The sequence below is a fragment of the Pseudomonas rhizozeae genome (assembly GCF_031583775.1).
Lineage (GTDB): Bacteria > Pseudomonadota > Gammaproteobacteria > Pseudomonadales > Pseudomonadaceae > Aquipseudomonas.
The window spans coordinates 91317-106686 of sequence record NZ_JAVLSB010000007.1 but is presented as its reverse complement, the minus strand read 5'-3'; the positions used below and the strand labels follow the sequence as shown (position 1 = coordinate 106686).

13 protein-coding genes are annotated in these 15370 nt (G+C 62.0%); 7 read left to right on the top strand and 6 right to left on the bottom strand.

Annotated elements, in window-relative coordinates; all coding sequences use genetic code 11:
• Window positions 1–20 precede the first annotated feature (20 nt).
• On the top strand, window positions 21–962 hold the full coding sequence (locus RG836_RS01655; RefSeq protein ID WP_310842687.1) for an AEC family transporter: 942 nt from the start codon (window positions 21–23) through the stop codon (window positions 960–962).
• Window positions 963–1022: 60 nt separating this feature from the next.
• Here RG836_RS01655 and RG836_RS01650 read toward each other — a convergent pair whose 3' ends face one another.
• The 6 genes from RG836_RS01650 to gatC all read right to left on the bottom strand — a co-directional run bounded on the left by RG836_RS01650 (window position 1023) and on the right by gatC (window position 6314).
• Complete coding sequence (locus RG836_RS01650; protein ID WP_310842686.1) at window positions 1023–1403, bottom strand: carboxymuconolactone decarboxylase family protein; 381 nt, start codon at window positions 1401–1403, stop codon at window positions 1023–1025.
• Complete coding sequence (locus RG836_RS01645) at window positions 1400–2461, bottom strand: calcium/sodium antiporter (protein ID WP_310842753.1); 1062 nt, start codon at window positions 2459–2461, stop codon at window positions 1400–1402. The genes RG836_RS01650 and RG836_RS01645 overlap by 4 nt, the downstream gene beginning before the upstream one ends.
• Before the next feature lie 49 nt (window positions 2462–2510).
• Window positions 2511–2885 carry a septal ring lytic transglycosylase RlpA family protein gene (locus RG836_RS01640; RefSeq protein ID WP_310842685.1) on the bottom strand — a complete coding sequence of 125 codons (375 nt, stop codon included), beginning with the start codon at window positions 2883–2885 and terminating at the stop codon, window positions 2511–2513.
• A 217-nt stretch (window positions 2886–3102) separates the two neighbouring features.
• Window positions 3103–4548, bottom strand: coding sequence for an Asp-tRNA(Asn)/Glu-tRNA(Gln) amidotransferase subunit GatB (gatB, locus tag RG836_RS01635; protein ID WP_310842684.1), 1446 nt, complete (start codon window positions 4546–4548; stop codon window positions 3103–3105).
• Window positions 4549–4558: 10 nt separating this feature from the next.
• Window positions 4559–6010, bottom strand: coding sequence for an Asp-tRNA(Asn)/Glu-tRNA(Gln) amidotransferase subunit GatA (gatA, locus tag RG836_RS01630; RefSeq protein WP_310842683.1), 1452 nt, complete (start codon window positions 6008–6010; stop codon window positions 4559–4561).
• A 16-nt stretch (window positions 6011–6026) separates the two neighbouring features.
• Window positions 6027–6314 (bottom strand): Asp-tRNA(Asn)/Glu-tRNA(Gln) amidotransferase subunit GatC, encoded by a 288-nt coding sequence (gatC, locus tag RG836_RS01625; protein WP_310842682.1) that lies wholly within the window; start codon window positions 6312–6314, stop codon window positions 6027–6029.
• Window positions 6315–6524: 210 nt separating this feature from the next.
• On the opposite strand from gatC, the gene mreB reads away from it, so the two are divergent.
• The 6 genes from mreB to RG836_RS01595 all read left to right on the top strand — a co-directional run bounded on the left by mreB (window position 6525) and on the right by RG836_RS01595 (window position 15348).
• Window positions 6525–7562 carry a rod shape-determining protein MreB gene (gene mreB / locus RG836_RS01620; RefSeq protein ID WP_002555108.1) on the top strand — a complete coding sequence of 346 codons (1038 nt, stop codon included), beginning with the start codon at window positions 6525–6527 and terminating at the stop codon, window positions 7560–7562.
• Between the two features lie 143 nt (window positions 7563–7705).
• Window positions 7706–8830, top strand: a complete 1125-nt coding sequence (gene mreC / locus RG836_RS01615) for a rod shape-determining protein MreC (RefSeq protein WP_310842752.1) — start codon at window positions 7706–7708, stop codon at window positions 8828–8830.
• Complete coding sequence (mreD, locus tag RG836_RS01610; RefSeq protein ID WP_310842681.1) at window positions 8830–9312, top strand: rod shape-determining protein MreD; 483 nt, start codon at window positions 8830–8832, stop codon at window positions 9310–9312. Before mreC ends, mreD begins: the two co-directional genes overlap by 1 nt.
• A 44-nt stretch (window positions 9313–9356) precedes the next feature.
• The gene (locus tag RG836_RS01605; protein WP_310842680.1) at window positions 9357–9953 is read left to right on the top strand and encodes a Maf family protein; all 597 of its coding nucleotides are present in this window, start codon (window positions 9357–9359) and stop codon (window positions 9951–9953) included.
• Between the two features lie 58 nt (window positions 9954–10011).
• Window positions 10012–11469 carry a ribonuclease G gene (gene rng, locus RG836_RS01600; protein WP_310842679.1) on the top strand — a complete coding sequence of 486 codons (1458 nt, stop codon included), beginning with the start codon at window positions 10012–10014 and terminating at the stop codon, window positions 11467–11469.
• A 75-nt stretch (window positions 11470–11544) separates the two neighbouring features.
• On the top strand, window positions 11545–15348 hold the full coding sequence (locus tag RG836_RS01595) for a YhdP family protein (RefSeq protein ID WP_310842677.1): 3804 nt from the start codon (window positions 11545–11547) through the stop codon (window positions 15346–15348).
• Window positions 15349–15370: the final 22 nt, after the last annotated feature.

Sequence of the window (15370 nt, the reverse complement as noted above, 5' to 3'; positions counted from 1 at the left end):
CACCCAAGGTTGCCCCCGGCATGCTGGCTATTTTCTTCGAAACCCTGACCATCACCGCGCCGGTTTTTGCGATGCTGTTTCTTGGTGTGCTGCTCAAGCGCATCAACTGGATCAACGATAACTTCATTCATACCGCGTCGGCCCTGGTGTTCAACGTCACCATGCCGGCGTTGCTGTTTCTGGGCATCCTGCATGCCGACCTGCACGCGGCGTTTCAGCCGGCGTTGCTGATCTATTTCTCGGTTGCGACCCTGGTGAGCTTCGTCGGTGCCTGGGGCTGGGCGATCTGGAAGTGCCCGCGCGAAGATCGCGGCATTTACACCCAAGGCGCGTTTCGCGGCAACAACGGGGTGATCGGCCTGGCGCTGGCGGCCAGCATGTACGGCGACTACGGGATTTCCCTGGGTTCGATTCTCGCGGCGCTGGTGATCCTGTTTTACAACACGCTCTCGACCATCGTGCTGGCGGTGTACAGCCCGGTGATCAAGTCCGACCCCTGGAGCATCTGCAAAAGCGTGGTCAGCAACCCGCTGATCATCAGCGTGTTTGCCGCCGCGCCATTCGCTTATTTCAAGATTGGCTTGCCGAACTGGCTGGAGACTTCCGGCCAGTACCTGGCGCAAATGACCTTGCCGCTGGCGCTGATGTGCATCGGCGGTACGTTGTCGCTGGTGGCGCTGCGCAAGAGCGGCAGCATGGCCCTGAGTTCGAGCCTGGTGAAGATGGTCGGCCTGCCAGTGGTGGCCACTGCCGGTGCCTGGGTGCTGGGCTTTCGCGGGCCGGAGTTGGGGATTCTGTTCCTGTACTTCGGCGCCCCGACCGCCGCCGCCAGTTTCGTCATGGCGCGCCAGGCCGAAGGCAACCATGAACTGGCGGCGGCGATCATCGTCATCACCACCCTGATGGCGGCGATCACCACCAATATCGGGATCTTTGTGTTGCAGTGGGGTGGCTGGATCTGATGTGAGAGGTCCAGTTAAATGCCTGTGGCAGCGAGTCTGCTCGCGAAGACGGACTTACGCTCACTCAGGCTTTTGATAGGTATCGATCACTTCCTGTGCCGCACGAAACGCATCGATCGCCGCCGGCACCCCGGCATACACCGCGCAATGCAACAGCGCTTCGCGAATCTCTTCCACGGTACAACCGTTGTTCAGCGCGCCGCGCACGTGGCCTTTCAATTCCTGCGGACACTTCAGCGCGGTCAGCGCGGCGAGGGTGATCAGACTGCGGGTTTTCAGCGGCAAACCTTCGCGGTTCCACACGCTGCCCCAGGCGTGCTCGTTGACAAAATCCTGCAGCGGCTGCGAAAACTCCGTGGCATTGCCCAGCGCCCGGTCGACGAACACGTCGCCCATCACTTGCCGACGAACTTCAACCCCAGGCTTTTTATCGGTGGTCATGGCGATTCCCTCTTGTGGTGTTGGCGGCGCCAGGCGCGCAGTGACGTGAACAACAGAAACGCCACCAATGCCGGCAGAATGTAAAACAGCATCCAGTGTTCCAGCTTCCCGGCCAGCGGCATGCCAGTGGTGAACGACACCACGTGCAGCCCATACGCCAGGTACAAACCGAGAAACAGTAAGCCTTCGGCGCGGGTCACGCGGTAGCCGGAATAGAACACCGGCAGGCACAGCAGGGCGACGCCGAGCATCACCGGCAAGTCGAAATCCAGGGCATTCGGCGACACGGACAGCGGTGACGGTGCCACCAGCGCGGTCAGCCCCAGCACGCCGAGCAGGTTGAACAGGTTGCTGCCGATCACGTTACCCACGGCAATTTCGCGTTGGCCACGCAGGGCGGCGATCAGCGAAGTGGCGAGTTCTGGCAGCGAGGTGCTGACGGCAATAATCGTCAGGCCGATGATCCGTTCCGACAGGCCGAGGTCCGCCGCCACCGCCACGGCCGCCCCCACCAGCAGATGCCCGGCATACACCAGCATCGCCAGCCCGGCGACGATCAGCAGCAGGCTGCTCAGCCACGGCGCTTTGCTCGTCACCGGCGGATGGGCCTGTGGCCGCGCCGAGTGCCGCGACTGGCGCAGCAGCAAGCCGAGGTAAAGCACCAGCGCCGACAGCAGGATCACGCCATCGAGCGGCGTGAATTCCTCGTTCCAGGCCAGCACGAACACCAGCAGGCTGGCGCCGATCATCAGTGGAATGTCGAGGCGCACCACTTGCCGCGAGACCCGCAGCGGAATGATCAGCGCCGACAGGCCAAGGGTGACGAGGATGTTGAAGATGCTGCTACCGATCACGCTGCCCACGGCGATGTCGGTGTTCTGCGCCAGGGTGGCTTGCAGGCTGACGGCCATTTGCGGCGCGCTGCTGCCGAGGGCGACGATGGTCAGGCCGATGATCAACGGCCGCACATGCAGGCGTGCGGCCAGGCGCACGGCGGCGCGCACCATCAATTCGGCGCCGACAATCAGCAAGAGCAAGCCTCCGAGCAACTCGATCACGTTGATCAGCGGCAAATCAGTCAGTCCGAAAATGGCCGGGCTCCGTCTATCAATCGTCGAGGGCTTGCACGCGCACCCGCGCAGTGCCGCTTCTGAGCATACCCAGTTGTTCGGCGGCCTCGTGTGAAACATCGATCAGCCGGCCGCGAGTGTGCGGGCCGCGATCATTGATGCGTACCACGCAGGATTTGTCGTTGCTCAGATTGGTGATCTTGACCCGTGTGCCGAAGGGCAACTGGCGATGCGCGGCGGTCAGGGCATTCTTGTTGAACGGCTCACCGCTGGCGGTGCGTTTGCCGTGGTGCCGGGCACCGTAATAAGAGGCGACGCCGCTCTGGTTGTAACCGTGCGGGTCGATGACGTCATTGCTGGCGCAACCGGCCAGCAGGGTGAGCAGGGCGCAGGCGCCGAGCAGATGTTTCATTGGAATGAGTTCCCGAACCAGTGAACCCCCTGTGGCGAGGGAGCTTGCTCCCGCTGGACTGCGCAGCAGTCCCAAAACCTGAACACCCGCTGTGCCGGATGCAAACCGGATTCAGGAGTCGGGGCCGCTTCGCGACCCAGCGGGAGCAAGCTCCCTCGCCACAAAAGCTTGCTCTCGCGAATGTTGGGGCCAGCGGTTGGCACAGACCCCATCACCCTTAACCCTCGAGCTTGCTTTTCAGCAGTTCATTGACCTGCTGCGGGTTGGCTTTGCCTTTGGAGGCTTTCATGGCCTGGCCGACAAAGAAGCCGAACATCTTGCCGCGTTTGGCTTCGTCAGCCGCGCGGTACTGTTCGACCTGTTCGGCATTGGCCGCGAGCATTTCGTCGAGCACCGCCGAGATGGCGCCGCTGTCGGTCACTTGCTTGAGGCCGCGCTTGTCGATGATCTCGTCGGCATTGCCTTCGCCGTTGGCCATGGCTTCGAACACCACTTTGGCGATCTTGCCGGAGATGGTGTTGTCCTTGATGCGCAGCAGCATGCCGCCCAGTTGCTCGGCGGACACTGGCGATTCGTCGATGTCGACGCCCTGCTTGTTCAGCAGGCTGCCCAACTCGACCATCACCCAGTTGGCGGCGAGTTTGGCGTCGCCGCTGATGCTCACCACTTGCTCGAAGTAATCCGCTTGCTCACGGCTGGTGGCCAGCACGCTGGCGTCATACACCGAGAGGCCGAACTGCTCCTGGAAGCGCTCGCGTTTCTGCGGTGGCAATTCCGGCAGGGTGGCGCGCACCTCATCGAGGAAGCTGTTTTCGATGACCACCGGCAGCAGGTCCGGATCGGGGAAGTAACGGTAGTCGTTGGCTTCCTCTTTGCTGCGCATCGGCCGGGTTTCGTCTTTGTTCGGGTCATACAGGCGGGTTTGCTGGATGACCTTGCCGCCGTCTTCGATCAGCTCGATCTGGCGCTGGATTTCGCTGTTGATCGCCTTCTCAATGAAGCGGAACGAGTTGACGTTCTTGATCTCGCAGCGGGTGCCGAACTCGACCTGGCCCTTCGGCCGGATCGACACGTTGCAGTCGCAACGCAGCGAACCTTCGGCCATGTTGCCGTCGCAGATGCCCAGGTAGCGCACCAATGCGTGCATCGCCTTGACGTAGGCGACGGCTTCCTTGGCGCTGCGCATGTCCGGCTCGGAAACGATTTCCAGCAGCGGCGTACCGGCACGGTTCAGGTCGATGCCGCTGGCGCCGTTGAATTCTTCATGCAGGCTCTTGCCGGCGTCTTCTTCCAGGTGCGCACGGGTGATGCCGACGCGTTTGACCGTGCCGTCTTCCAAGGCGATGTCCAGGTGGCCCTTGCCGACGATCGGCAATTCCATCTGGCTGATCTGGTAGCCCTTCGGCAGGTCCGGGTAGAAGTAGTTTTTACGGGCGAACACGTTGTGCTGACCGATTTCGGCGTCAATCGCCAGGCCGAACATCACCGCCATGCGCACCGCTTCCTGGTTCAGCACCGGCAGTACGCCGGGCATGCCGAGGTCAACCAGGCTGGCCTGGGTGTTGGGCTCGGAACCAAAAGTGGTCGAGCTACCGGAAAAGATTTTCGACCGGGTGGTGAGCTGGGTGTGAATCTCCAGCCCGATCACGACTTCCCATTGCATGTGTGTCTCCTCAGAAGCCGGTTGGGGTGCGGGTGTGCCAGTCAGTGTTCAACTGATACTGGTGGGCAACGTTCAACAGGCGGCCTTCCTGGAAATACGGCGCGAGCAGTTGCACGCCCACCGGCAGGCCGTCGACAAAACCGGCCGGCATCGACAGGCCCGGCAGGCCTGCGAGGTTGGCGGTGATGGTGTAGACGTCTTCCAGGTACGCGGCGACCGGGTCGCTGTTCTTGGCGCCGAGTTTCCAGGCCGGGTTCGGCGTGGTAGGGCCGAGGATGATGTCGACCTCATTGAAGGCGGCCATGAAGTCGTTCTTGATCAGACGACGAATCTTCTGCGCCTTCAGGTAGTAGGCGTCGTAGTAACCGGCCGACAGCGCGTAGGCGCCGACCATGATCCGGCGCTGCACTTCCGGGCCGAACCCTTCACCACGGGAGCGCTTGTACAGGTCGATCAGGTTGACCGGGTTTTCGCAGCGGTAGCCGAAACGCACGCCGTCAAACCGCGACAGGTTGGACGAGGCTTCCGCCGGAGCGATCACGTAGTACGCCGGAATCGCGTGCTGCATGTTCGGCAGGCTGATTTCCTTGACCACGGCGCCGAGCTTTTCCAGCTCTTTGACGCTGTTGTGGATCAGCTCGGCGATGCGCGGGTCGAGGCCGGCGCCGAAGTATTCCTTCGGCACACCGATGCGCAGGCCTTGCAGTGAAGTGCCGAGGCTGGCGCTGTAATCCGGCACCGGTTCGTCGATGCTGGTGGAATCATTCGGGTCGAACCCGGCCATGCCTTGCAGCAGGATCGCGCAATCTTCGGCGGTGCGCGCCAATGGGCCGCCCTGGTCGAGGCTGGAAGCGTAGGCGATCATGCCCCAGCGCGAGACGCGGCCGTAAGTCGGTTTCAGACCGGTGAGGTTGGTCAGTGCTGCCGGTTGGCGAATCGAGCCGCCGGTGTCAGTGCCGGTTGCCGCTGGCAGCAGGCGCGCGGCCACGGCCGCAGCGGAACCGCCGGACGAACCGCCAGGCACATGTTCCAGGTTCCACGGGTTTTTTACCGCGCCGTAGTAGCTCGACTCGTTGGCCGAACCCATGGCGAATTCGTCCATGTTGGTCTTGCCCAGGGTCACCGCGCCGGCGGCGGCCAGTTTGGCAACCACGGTGGCGTCGTACGGGGCCTTGAAGTTGTCGAGCATTTTCGAACCGCAACTGGTGCGGATGCCCTGTGTGCAGAACAGGTCTTTGTGGGCAATCGGCGCGCCGAGCAGGGCGCCGCTCTCACCGTTGGCCCGGCGCACGTCAGCGGCTTTGGCCTGCTGCAGCGCGAGCTCTTCGGTGAGGCTGATGAAGCTGTTGAGCTGTGGATCGAGCTGGGCGATACGCGCCAGCAGGACTTTGGTCAGCTCTTCGGAGGAAAACTTTTTATCGGCGAGTCCGCGGGCGATCTCAGCCAGAGTCAATTGATGCATTGCAGGCTCTTTCCCTTTAGTCGATGACTTTCGGAACCAGGTACAGGCCGTTTTCGACCGCTGGTGCGATGGATTGATAGGCCTCGCGATGATTGGATTCGGTCACGACGTCGGCACGCAGGCGTTGACTGGCTTCCAGTGGATGCGCCAGCGGCTCGATGCCGTCGGTATTGACCGCTTGCATTTCGTCGACCAGCCCGAGAATGCTGTTCAGGGCCGAAGTGATGTGTGGAAGATCGGCATCATCCAGGCCCAGACAGGCCAGGTGAGCGATTTTTTCCACGTCGGAGCGTTCAAGCGCCATGGGAATCTCCAGTGGAAAACAGAACGGACGGCGTCCGTGTGTTAGATTGTCGGAACACTACCGCATTTCTACGGTCTTACGGCCGCGATTGTGGGGGTTGGTGCACAGAAAAGCGGCCAATTTAACATATTGGCGCCTTGCCCAAAATCCCTGTCGTTGTTAGAGTTTGCCGCACTTTTTTACCCACGCGTTGCCTAGGGTCCCTTTCCCATGTTCAAGAAACTGCGTGGCATGTTTTCCAGCGATCTTTCCATTGACCTGGGCACTGCCAACACCCTTATTTACGTGCGCGAGCGCGGTATCGTCCTGAATGAGCCATCGGTTGTGGCCATTCGCACCCACGGTAATCAGAAAAGTGTCGTGGCTGTCGGCACCGAAGCCAAGCGCATGCTCGGCCGTACGCCGGGCAACATCGCCGCCATCCGTCCGATGAAAGACGGCGTGATCGCCGACTTCAGCGTCTGCGAAAAGATGCTGCAATACTTTATTAACAAAGTTCACGAAAACAGTTTTCTGCAGCCCAGCCCTCGTGTGCTGATCTGCGTTCCATGCAAATCCACCCAGGTGGAGCGTCGTGCCATCCGTGAATCGGCCCTCGGTGCCGGTGCCCGCGAAGTGTTCCTGATCGAAGAGCCAATGGCGGCTGCGATCGGTGCCGGCCTGCCGGTTGAAGAAGCCCGCGGTTCGATGGTGGTGGATATCGGTGGCGGGACCACTGAAATCGCCCTGATCTCCCTGAACGGTGTGGTCTACGCCGAATCCGTGCGGGTTGGTGGCGACCGCTTCGACGAAGCGATCATCACCTACGTGCGCCGCAACTACGGCAGCCTGATCGGCGAATCCACCGCCGAGCGCATCAAGCAGGAAATCGGCACCGCCTACCCGGGCGGCGAAGTTCGCGAAGTCGACGTTCGCGGCCGCAACCTGGCTGAAGGCGTTCCACGCGCATTCACCCTGAACTCCAATGAAGTCCTGGAGGCTCTGCAAGAGTCCCTGGCGACCATCGTTCAGGCTGTAAAAAGTGCCCTGGAGCAATCGCCGCCGGAACTGGCGTCCGATATCGCCGAGCGTGGCCTGGTGCTGACCGGTGGTGGCGCCTTGCTGCGTGACCTCGACAAGTTGCTGGCCCAGGAAACCGGTCTGCCGGTGATCGTTGCCGAAGATCCGCTGACTTGCGTTGCTCGCGGCGGTGGCCGTGCATTGGAAATGATGGATAAGCACACCATGGATCTGCTCTCCAGCGAGTGATTTCGCTGAAAGCCTCTATGCTGTTCCGCTCACAGGCAGCACTTTGCAGTGCTGCCTGTTGGCGTTTATCTTCTGTCAGTCTGCATCCAGGCCGGTTTGATGCCGTATGAATAAAGAGAACATTTGCCTGGGAGGAGCGGCTTATTAAACCGCTTTTCGCCAAGGGCCCCTCATTGGGCGTGCGCTTTTTGGTGCTGGCCGTGCTATCGGTTGCGCTGATGGTGGTCGATGCTCGCTTCGACGTGCTCAAGCCTGCGCGCAGTCAAATGTCGCTGGTGTTGATGGACGCCTACTGGATCACTGATTTGCCCGAACGCCTGTGGCGCGGGGTCAGCAGCCAGTTCGGCAGCCGCACCGAGTTGGTCGCCGAAAACGAAAAACTCAAGACGGAAAACCTGCTGTTGCAGGGGCGCCTGCAAAAGCTCGCGGCCCTGACCGAGCAGAACGTTCGCCTGCGCGAGTTGCTCAACTCCTCGGCACTGGTCAATGAAAAAGTCGAAGTCGCCGAGTTAATCGGTGTCGACCCCAACCCCTTTACCCATCGCATCATCATCAATAAAGGGGAGCGCGACGGCGTGGTCCTCGGTCAGCCGGTGCTCGATGCCCGCGGCCTGATGGGCCAAGTGGTCGAACTGATGCCGTACACCTCGCGCGTGCTGTTGCTCACCGACACGACCCACAGCATTCCGGTGCAAGTGAACCGTAACGGCTTGCGGGCGATTGCCAGCGGCACCGGCAACCCGGAGCGTCTTGAACTGCGGCACGTGGCGGATACTGCTGACATCAAGGAAGGCGATTTACTGGTCAGTTCTGGGCTTGGCCAGCGCTTCCCGGCCGGTTATCCGGTGGCCACGGTGAAGGAAGTGATCCACGATTCCGGCCAGCCATTCGCCATCGTGCGTGCCGTGCCCACCGCCGCGCTCAATCGCAGCCGCTACATGCTGTTAGTGTTCAGCGATGGCCGCACCCCGGAGGAGCGCGCCAACGAGGCGGCGCAAGCCCAAGATGCCGAACAGCACGCCGCCGGCGCTGCGGTGGTGCCGGCCACGGTGCCAAAACCCGCGACAACCACACCCGCGACCGCCGCTCCCACAACGCCTGCCGCAACCCCGGCCGCGCCAGCGACTCCAGCCAAGCCGACCACGCCGGTCAAGCCTGCCCAAGCGACCCCGGTGAAACCCGCGGCATCCACGGCTCCGGCGGTCAAACCCGCGGCGACCAAGCCACCCGCCGCCGCGCCGGCCGCCACCCCGCGAGGCAGAGAATAATGCCCAGCACCCGCTCTCGAAACGGCTGGATCATCTGGCTGACATTCCTCATCGCCCTGCTGCTCAGCGTAGTGCCGTTCCCGCACGTGGAAATCCTGCGACCGATGTTCCTCGCGCTGCCGCTGGCGTTCTGGGCGCTGGAAATGCCCAACAAGGTCGGCATGCTCACCGCCTGGTGCCTGGGTCTGGCCGAAGACATTCTGTTCGGCACGTTGCTGGGGCATAACGCGCTGATCCTGACCTTGATTACCTTCCTGATCCTGTCGCTGCAGCAACGCCTGCGGATGTTCCCGATGTGGCAGCAGAGCCTGGTGATCCTGGTGATTTTCGGTCTCGCGCAGTTGCTGCAATTGTGGCTCAGTGCCCTGACCGGCAATCGCCAGACCCTGGCGGTGCTGTTGCCAGCGCTGATCAGCGCCTTGCTCTGGCCTTGGGTCAGTTTCGGATTGCGTGGGTTGAGTCGCCGCTACAAAATCAATTGATTCGGTCAGGCATGCGCCCGTACCTCGACAGGGAGATGTCTGGAATGAAATCGCTTTACCTCGCCTCCGGTTCGCCGCGTCGCCGTGAGTTGCTCACGCAGATCGGCGTGCCGTTCACCGCCATCAGCGCGGACATCGACGAAACCCCTCAACCTGATGAAAGCCCTTCGGCCTATGTCGAGCGCCTGGCGCGCGGCAAGGCCGAGGCGGGGCGCTTGCGCGTCAGCAGCGACGAGGCTTTCTGCGTCCTGGGCGCCGACACCGCTGTAGTGCTGGACGGAAAAATTCTCGGCAAACCGCTGGATGAAGCCGAGGCCTGCGCCATGCTTAAGCTGTTGTCCGGGCGCGAGCACGAAGTGCTCACCGCGATTGCCGTGCTCGATGGCCAGCGTTGCGAGTCGCAGGTAGTGCGCAGCCAAGTGCTGTTTCGTCCGATTGCCGATGCCGAGGCCGCTGCCTACTGGGCCAGCGGCGAACCCCGGGACAAGGCCGGCGGCTACGGGATTCAAGGACTGGGCGCAGTGTTCGTGGCCGGGCTGAGCGGCAGCTATTCGGCGGTGGTCGGCCTGCCGCTGTGCGAAACCGCAGAACTGCTCGGCCATTTCGGCATACCCTGTTGGCAAACCCTTAACGCGCGCTGAGCGTCGTACTGACTAAGATGCGGCTATTACCGTGAACATGCCTGAACGAGACCCTGCCATGAGTGAAGAGATTCTGATCAACATCACGCCGATGGAATCCCGCGTGGCGGTGGTCGAAAACGGTGTCCTGCAAGAAGTTCACGTAGAGCGCACCCAGAAGCGCGGGATCGTCGGCAACATCTATAAAGGCAAAGTGGTTCGCGTCCTGCCGGGCATGCAGGCGGCGTTTGTCGACATCGGCCTCGACCGCGCGGCGTTCATCCACGCTTCGGAAATATCCTTGCGCGAAGGCCCGGCGGTGGAAAGCATCAGCGCACTGGTGCACGAAGGCCAGAGCCTGGTGGTGCAAGTCACCAAGGACCCGATCGGTTCCAAGGGCGCGCGCCTGACCACGCAACTGTCGATTCCGTCGCGCTACCTGGTGTACATGCCGCGCACCGCCCATGTCGGTATTTCCCTGAAGATCGAAGACGAAGGCGAGCGCGAGCGTCTCAAGCAGGTGGTCACCGACTGCGTGGCCAAAGAAGGGATCAAGGAAGCGGGCGGCTTCATCCTGCGCACGGCAGCAGAAGGCGCTGGCGCCGACGAGATCCTGATGGACATCCGCTACCTGCGACGGCTGTGGGATCAGATCAACGACCAAATCAAGACCATCAGCGCCCCCAGCGTCATTTATGAAGACCTGGGCCTGGCGTTGCGCACCTTGCGTGACTTGGTCAGCCCGAAGATCGAGAAGATCCGTATCGATTCCCGGGAAACCTTCCAGAAGACCACGCAGTTCGTCGCCGAATTGATGCCGGAAATCGCTGATCGCCTGGAGCACTACCCCGGCGAACGGCCGATCTTCGACCTGTATGGCGTCGAAGATGAAATCCAGAAAGCCCTGGAGCGCAAGGTGCCGCTCAAGTCCGGCGGTTACCTGGTGATCGATCCGGCCGAAGCCATGAGCACCATCGACGTCAACACCGGCGCGTTCGTCGGCCACCGCAACCTCGAAGAAACCATCTTCAAGACCAACCTCGAAGCGGCCACCGCGATTGCCCGGCAACTGCGCCTGCGCAACCTCGGCGGGATCATCATCATCGACTTCATTGACATGGAAGACGAAGAACATCAGCGCCAAGTGCTGCGCACGCTGGAGAAGCAACTGGAGCGTGATCACGCCAAGACCAACATCATCGGCATCACCGAGTTGGGCCTGGTGCAGATGACCCGCAAGCGCACCCGCGAAAGCCTCGAGCAAGTGTTGTGCGAGCCGTGCCACAGTTGCCAGGGCCGGGGCAAGTTGAAGACCCCGGAAACCGTTTGCTACGAAATTTTCCGGGAAATTCTCCGCGAGGCCCGCGCCTATCAGGCCGAGGGCTATCGTGTATTGGCCAACCAGAAAGTCGTCGACCGCTTGCTCGATGAAGAGTCCGGCAACGTAGCGGAGCTGGAAGGGTTCATCGGCCGGACCATTCGTTTTCAGGTCGAAACCATGTATTCGCAGGAACAATACGACGTGGTGCTGCTCTGAAGCGCTGTCGATCATTTTCAGCAAGCAGGCTGGCCTCAGCTTTTTGCCGTTTTTTAGCCCCGGGAGCCACCTGACATGGACCGTTTCACACGCCTTTTGGCCGCACTGACCCGCTGGGGCCTGGGCCTCTGCGCGTTGGTCCTGGTGCTGATGGCGGTGTACGTCAGCCTTGGCCGCGAGTTGGCGCCGGTGGTCGCCGAGTACCGCGCCGAGGTCGAGGCCAAGGCCCAGCAGGCACTGGGCATGCCGTTGCGGATTGGTAGCCTCGAAGGCACCTGGCGTGGCTTTGCGCCCATTGTGCTGGCGCGGGATGTCACCGTGGGCGAGGGCGCCAATAGCGTGCGTCTGGACCATGTACGGGCGGTGCCGGATCTGTGGGCCAGTCTGCTGGCTCGGGAAGTGCGGATCGCGCATCTGGAAGTCAGCGGCCTGAAGATCAATCTCAAGGAGGGCGCCGACGGCCACTGGGCGCTGGAAGGCTTGCCGATCCAGCAGGACCAGCCACTGGACGCGGAGCAGTTGCTGAACAAGATGCAAATGGTCCAGCAACTGTCGGTGCTCGACAGCCAGGTCACTTTGCAACCGCTCGATCAGGCGCCGCTGACCCTGACTTACGTCGGGCTTAACCTCAAGACCGGCGCCAGTCGCCAGCGCCTCGATGCTCGCCTGACCCTGCCGGACGGCCAGCCGGTGGCCATGAGCCTGCGCACCCGCGTCCGCGCCAGCGACTGGAAGAACGGCGCTGCCGAAGCCTACTTGAGCCTGCCGCAAAGCGACTGGTCCCGCTGGCTGCCAGCACGTCTGACCCAGCAGTGGAAACTGTCGCGGATCAAGGCCGGCGGCGAGTTCTGGTTGAACTGGGAGCAGGGCAATGTGCAGAGTGCGGTCGCGCGCTTGCACGCGCCGCAGATCAAAGGCGCCTACGCCGATCGCGAGCCGGTTACCCTGGATAACCTCGCGCTGAATGCCTATTTCCAGCGCAGCAGTCGCGGTTTGAAGGTCTCGTTCGATTCCTTGGCCTTGACCCTCGGCGAAACCCGTTGGGAATCGCACCTGCAACTGGAGCAAAGCATCGCCACCGACAAGGCCGAAGAACGCTGGCACTTGCAGGCCGACCGCCTCGACCTGACGCCGCTCACCCCACTGATCAACGCCCTCGCGCCGCTGCCGGAAGCCCTGGCGACCACCATCGAACGGCTCAAGGTCACCGGGGTGTTGCGCAACGTGCTGGCCGATTACCGGCCGCAAAATACCGGCGATCAAAAGGTCAGCTTCGCCGCCAACCTCGACACCGTCGGCTTCGACGCTTATCACGGCGCGCCGGCGGCACGCAACGTGTCGGGCAGCATCAGCGGCGACCTCGGCCAGGGCGAGTTGCGCATGGACAGCAAGGATTTCGTCCTGCACCTCGACCCGATCTTTGCCAAGCCGTGGCAATACTTGCAAGCCAACGCCCGGCTGACCTGGAAGCTCGACAAGCAAGGCTTCACCCTGATTGCGCCCTACCTGAAAGTGCTGGGCGAAGAAGGCAAGATCGCCGGCGATTTCCTGATCCGCCTGCACTTCGACCACAGCCAGGAAGATTACATGGACTTGCGCGTCGGCCTGGTGGAGGGCGACGGCAAGTACACCGCCAAGTACCTGCCAGAAGTCCTGAGCCCTGCGCTCGACGAATGGCTGCGCACGGCGATCCTCAAAGGCGCAGTGGACCAAGGCTTCTTCCAATATCAGGGCTCGTTGAGCAAGAACGCCGGCGACGCCGACCGCAGCATCAGCCTGTTTTTCAAGGTGCACGACGCCGAACTGGCGTTCCAGCCTGGCTGGCCGCACATCAGTAAGGTCAACGGTGATGTGTTCATCGAAGACAGCGGCGTGCGAATCCTCGCCAGCAAGGGCCAGTTGCTCGACACTCAGGTCAGCAACGTCTACGTCAACATCCCACACGTGCCCACCGGGCAGACCAGCCACATGTTTATCGACGGCGCCTTTGCCGGTGGCCTGGGCGATGGCGTCAAGATTCTCCAGGAGGCGCCGATCGGCACTGCCGAGACCTTCGCTGGTTGGGAAGGCGAGGGCGACTTGCAGGGCAAGATCAAGCTCGATATCCCGCTGGTCAAAGGCGAAGAGCCGAAGATCCAGGTCGACTTCAAAACCGCCAAAGCGCGTTTGAAGCTGGCGGAACCGGCACTTGAGTTGACTCAGCTCAAGGGCGATTTCCGCTTCGACAGCGCCAAGGGCCTGAGCGGGCAGAACATCAGCGCCCGGGCGTTCGACAAACCGGTGACCGCGCAGATTTTCGCCGAGGGCAGCCCCGGCAAACTCAATACCCGAGTGACCGCGTCAGGCCAGGTCGAGGTGAAGAAACTTACCGACTGGCTGAGCGTGACCCAGCCGCTGCCGGTGTCGGGGATCATTCCGTATCAATTGCAGGTCACGCTGAACGGCGCCGACAGCGAGTTGAAGGTCAATTCCAACCTGCAAGGCGTGGCGGTGGATTTGCCGGCACCATTCGGCATGGCCGCCGATGTGGGCCGCGAGTCGTCGTTCCGCATGACGTTGCAAGGGGAAGAAAAACGTTACTGGGTCAACTATGACCAGTTGGCCAACTTCACTTTCGTCGCTCCGCAAAGCGGTTTCGGCGACGGTCGTGGTGAGTTGTTCCTCGGCGTCGGTGAAGCGGAACTGCCCAACAGCAAAGGGCTGCGGGTGCGCGGCGAACTGTCGGAGCTGGATATCGCGCCGTGGAAGGACCTGGTGGATAAATACGTCGGCCAGGACCCGAGTGGCAGTGCCAAGCAACTGCTGAGCAGCGCGGACATCAAGGTCGGCAAGCTCACGGCGATGGGCACCACCCTGGACCAGGCGGCGGTGAAACTCGATCGCAAACCGGTCGCCTGGGGCGTGCAACTCGACAGCCAGCAGGTCAAGGGCAGCGCCAACATCCCCGACGCCAAAGCGGCGCCGATCGCCATCAATTTGCAGTACGTGCGCCTGCCGGCCGCCGACCCGACAGTGCAGGCCGACGAGAATGCTCCGGACCCACTGGCCTCGGTTGATCCGACCAAGATCCCGGCGCTGGATATCACCGTCAATCAACTGTTTCAGGGCGCCGATCTGGTGGGTGGCTGGTCACTGAAAATCCGCCCGACCGCCAAGGGCATCGCCCTGAATGACCTCGACCTCGGCCTCAAGGGCATGCTGCTGCAAGGCAGCGGCACCTGGGAAGGTGCGCCCGGCAGCACCAGCAGTTGGTACAAGGGGCGGATCAGCGGCAAGAACCTCGCCGATGTGCTCAAGGGCTGGGGTTTTGCGCCGAGCGTCACCAGTGAAGATTTCCACATGGACGTCGACGGACGCTGGCCGGGTTCGCCGGCGTGGGTGGCGAGCAAGCGTTTCTCCGGGAGCATCGATGCCTCGTTGAACAAAGGCCAGTTCGTCGAAGTGGAGGGCGGCGCCCAGGCATTGCGGGTGTTCGGTCTGCTCAACTTCAATTCCATCGGCCGCCGCCTGCGTCTGGACTTCTCCGACTTGTTCGGTAAAGGCCTGAGCTACGACCGGGTCAAAGGCCTGCTGGTGGCGAGCAATGGTGTGTACGTGACCCGCGAGCCGATCGTGCTGACCGGGCCGTCGAGTAACCTCGAGCTCAATGGCACCCTGGATCTGGTGGCCGATCAGGTCGACGCCAAGTTGCTGGTGACGTTGCCGGTGACCAATAACCTGCCGATCGCCGCGTTGATCGTCGGGGCCCCGGCCATCGGCGGCGCGTTGTTCCTCATCGACAAGCTGATTGGCGACCGCGTGGCGCGCTTTGCCAGCGTCAACTACACGGTAAAAGGGCCGTGGAAAGAGCCGAAAATCACCTTCGACAAACCTTTTTGAGCACTTTTTTGAAAAAGCGCGC

Coding starts and splice junctions, on each gene's coding strand:
- RG836_RS01655 (WP_310842687.1), top strand. CDS start 21: ATGCTGGCTATTTTCTTCGAAACCCTGACCATCACCGCGCCGGTTTTT.
- RG836_RS01650 (WP_310842686.1), bottom strand. CDS start 1,403: ATGACCACCGATAAAAAGCCTGGGGTTGAAGTTCGTCGGCAAGTGATG.
- RG836_RS01640 (WP_310842685.1), bottom strand. CDS start 2,885: ATGAAACATCTGCTCGGCGCCTGCGCCCTGCTCACCCTGCTGGCCGGT.
- gatB (WP_310842684.1), bottom strand. CDS start 4,548: ATGCAATGGGAAGTCGTGATCGGGCTGGAGATTCACACCCAGCTCACC.
- gatA (WP_310842683.1), bottom strand. CDS start 6,010: ATGCATCAATTGACTCTGGCTGAGATCGCCCGCGGACTCGCCGATAAA.
- gatC (WP_310842682.1), bottom strand. CDS start 6,314: ATGGCGCTTGAACGCTCCGACGTGGAAAAAATCGCTCACCTGGCCTGT.
- mreB (WP_002555108.1), top strand. CDS start 6,525: ATGTTCAAGAAACTGCGTGGCATGTTTTCCAGCGATCTTTCCATTGAC.
- mreD (WP_310842681.1), top strand. CDS start 8,830: ATGCCCAGCACCCGCTCTCGAAACGGCTGGATCATCTGGCTGACATTC.
- RG836_RS01605 (WP_310842680.1), top strand. CDS start 9,357: ATGAAATCGCTTTACCTCGCCTCCGGTTCGCCGCGTCGCCGTGAGTTG.
- rng (WP_310842679.1), top strand. CDS start 10,012: ATGAGTGAAGAGATTCTGATCAACATCACGCCGATGGAATCCCGCGTG.
- RG836_RS01595 (WP_310842677.1), top strand. CDS start 11,545: ATGGACCGTTTCACACGCCTTTTGGCCGCACTGACCCGCTGGGGCCTG.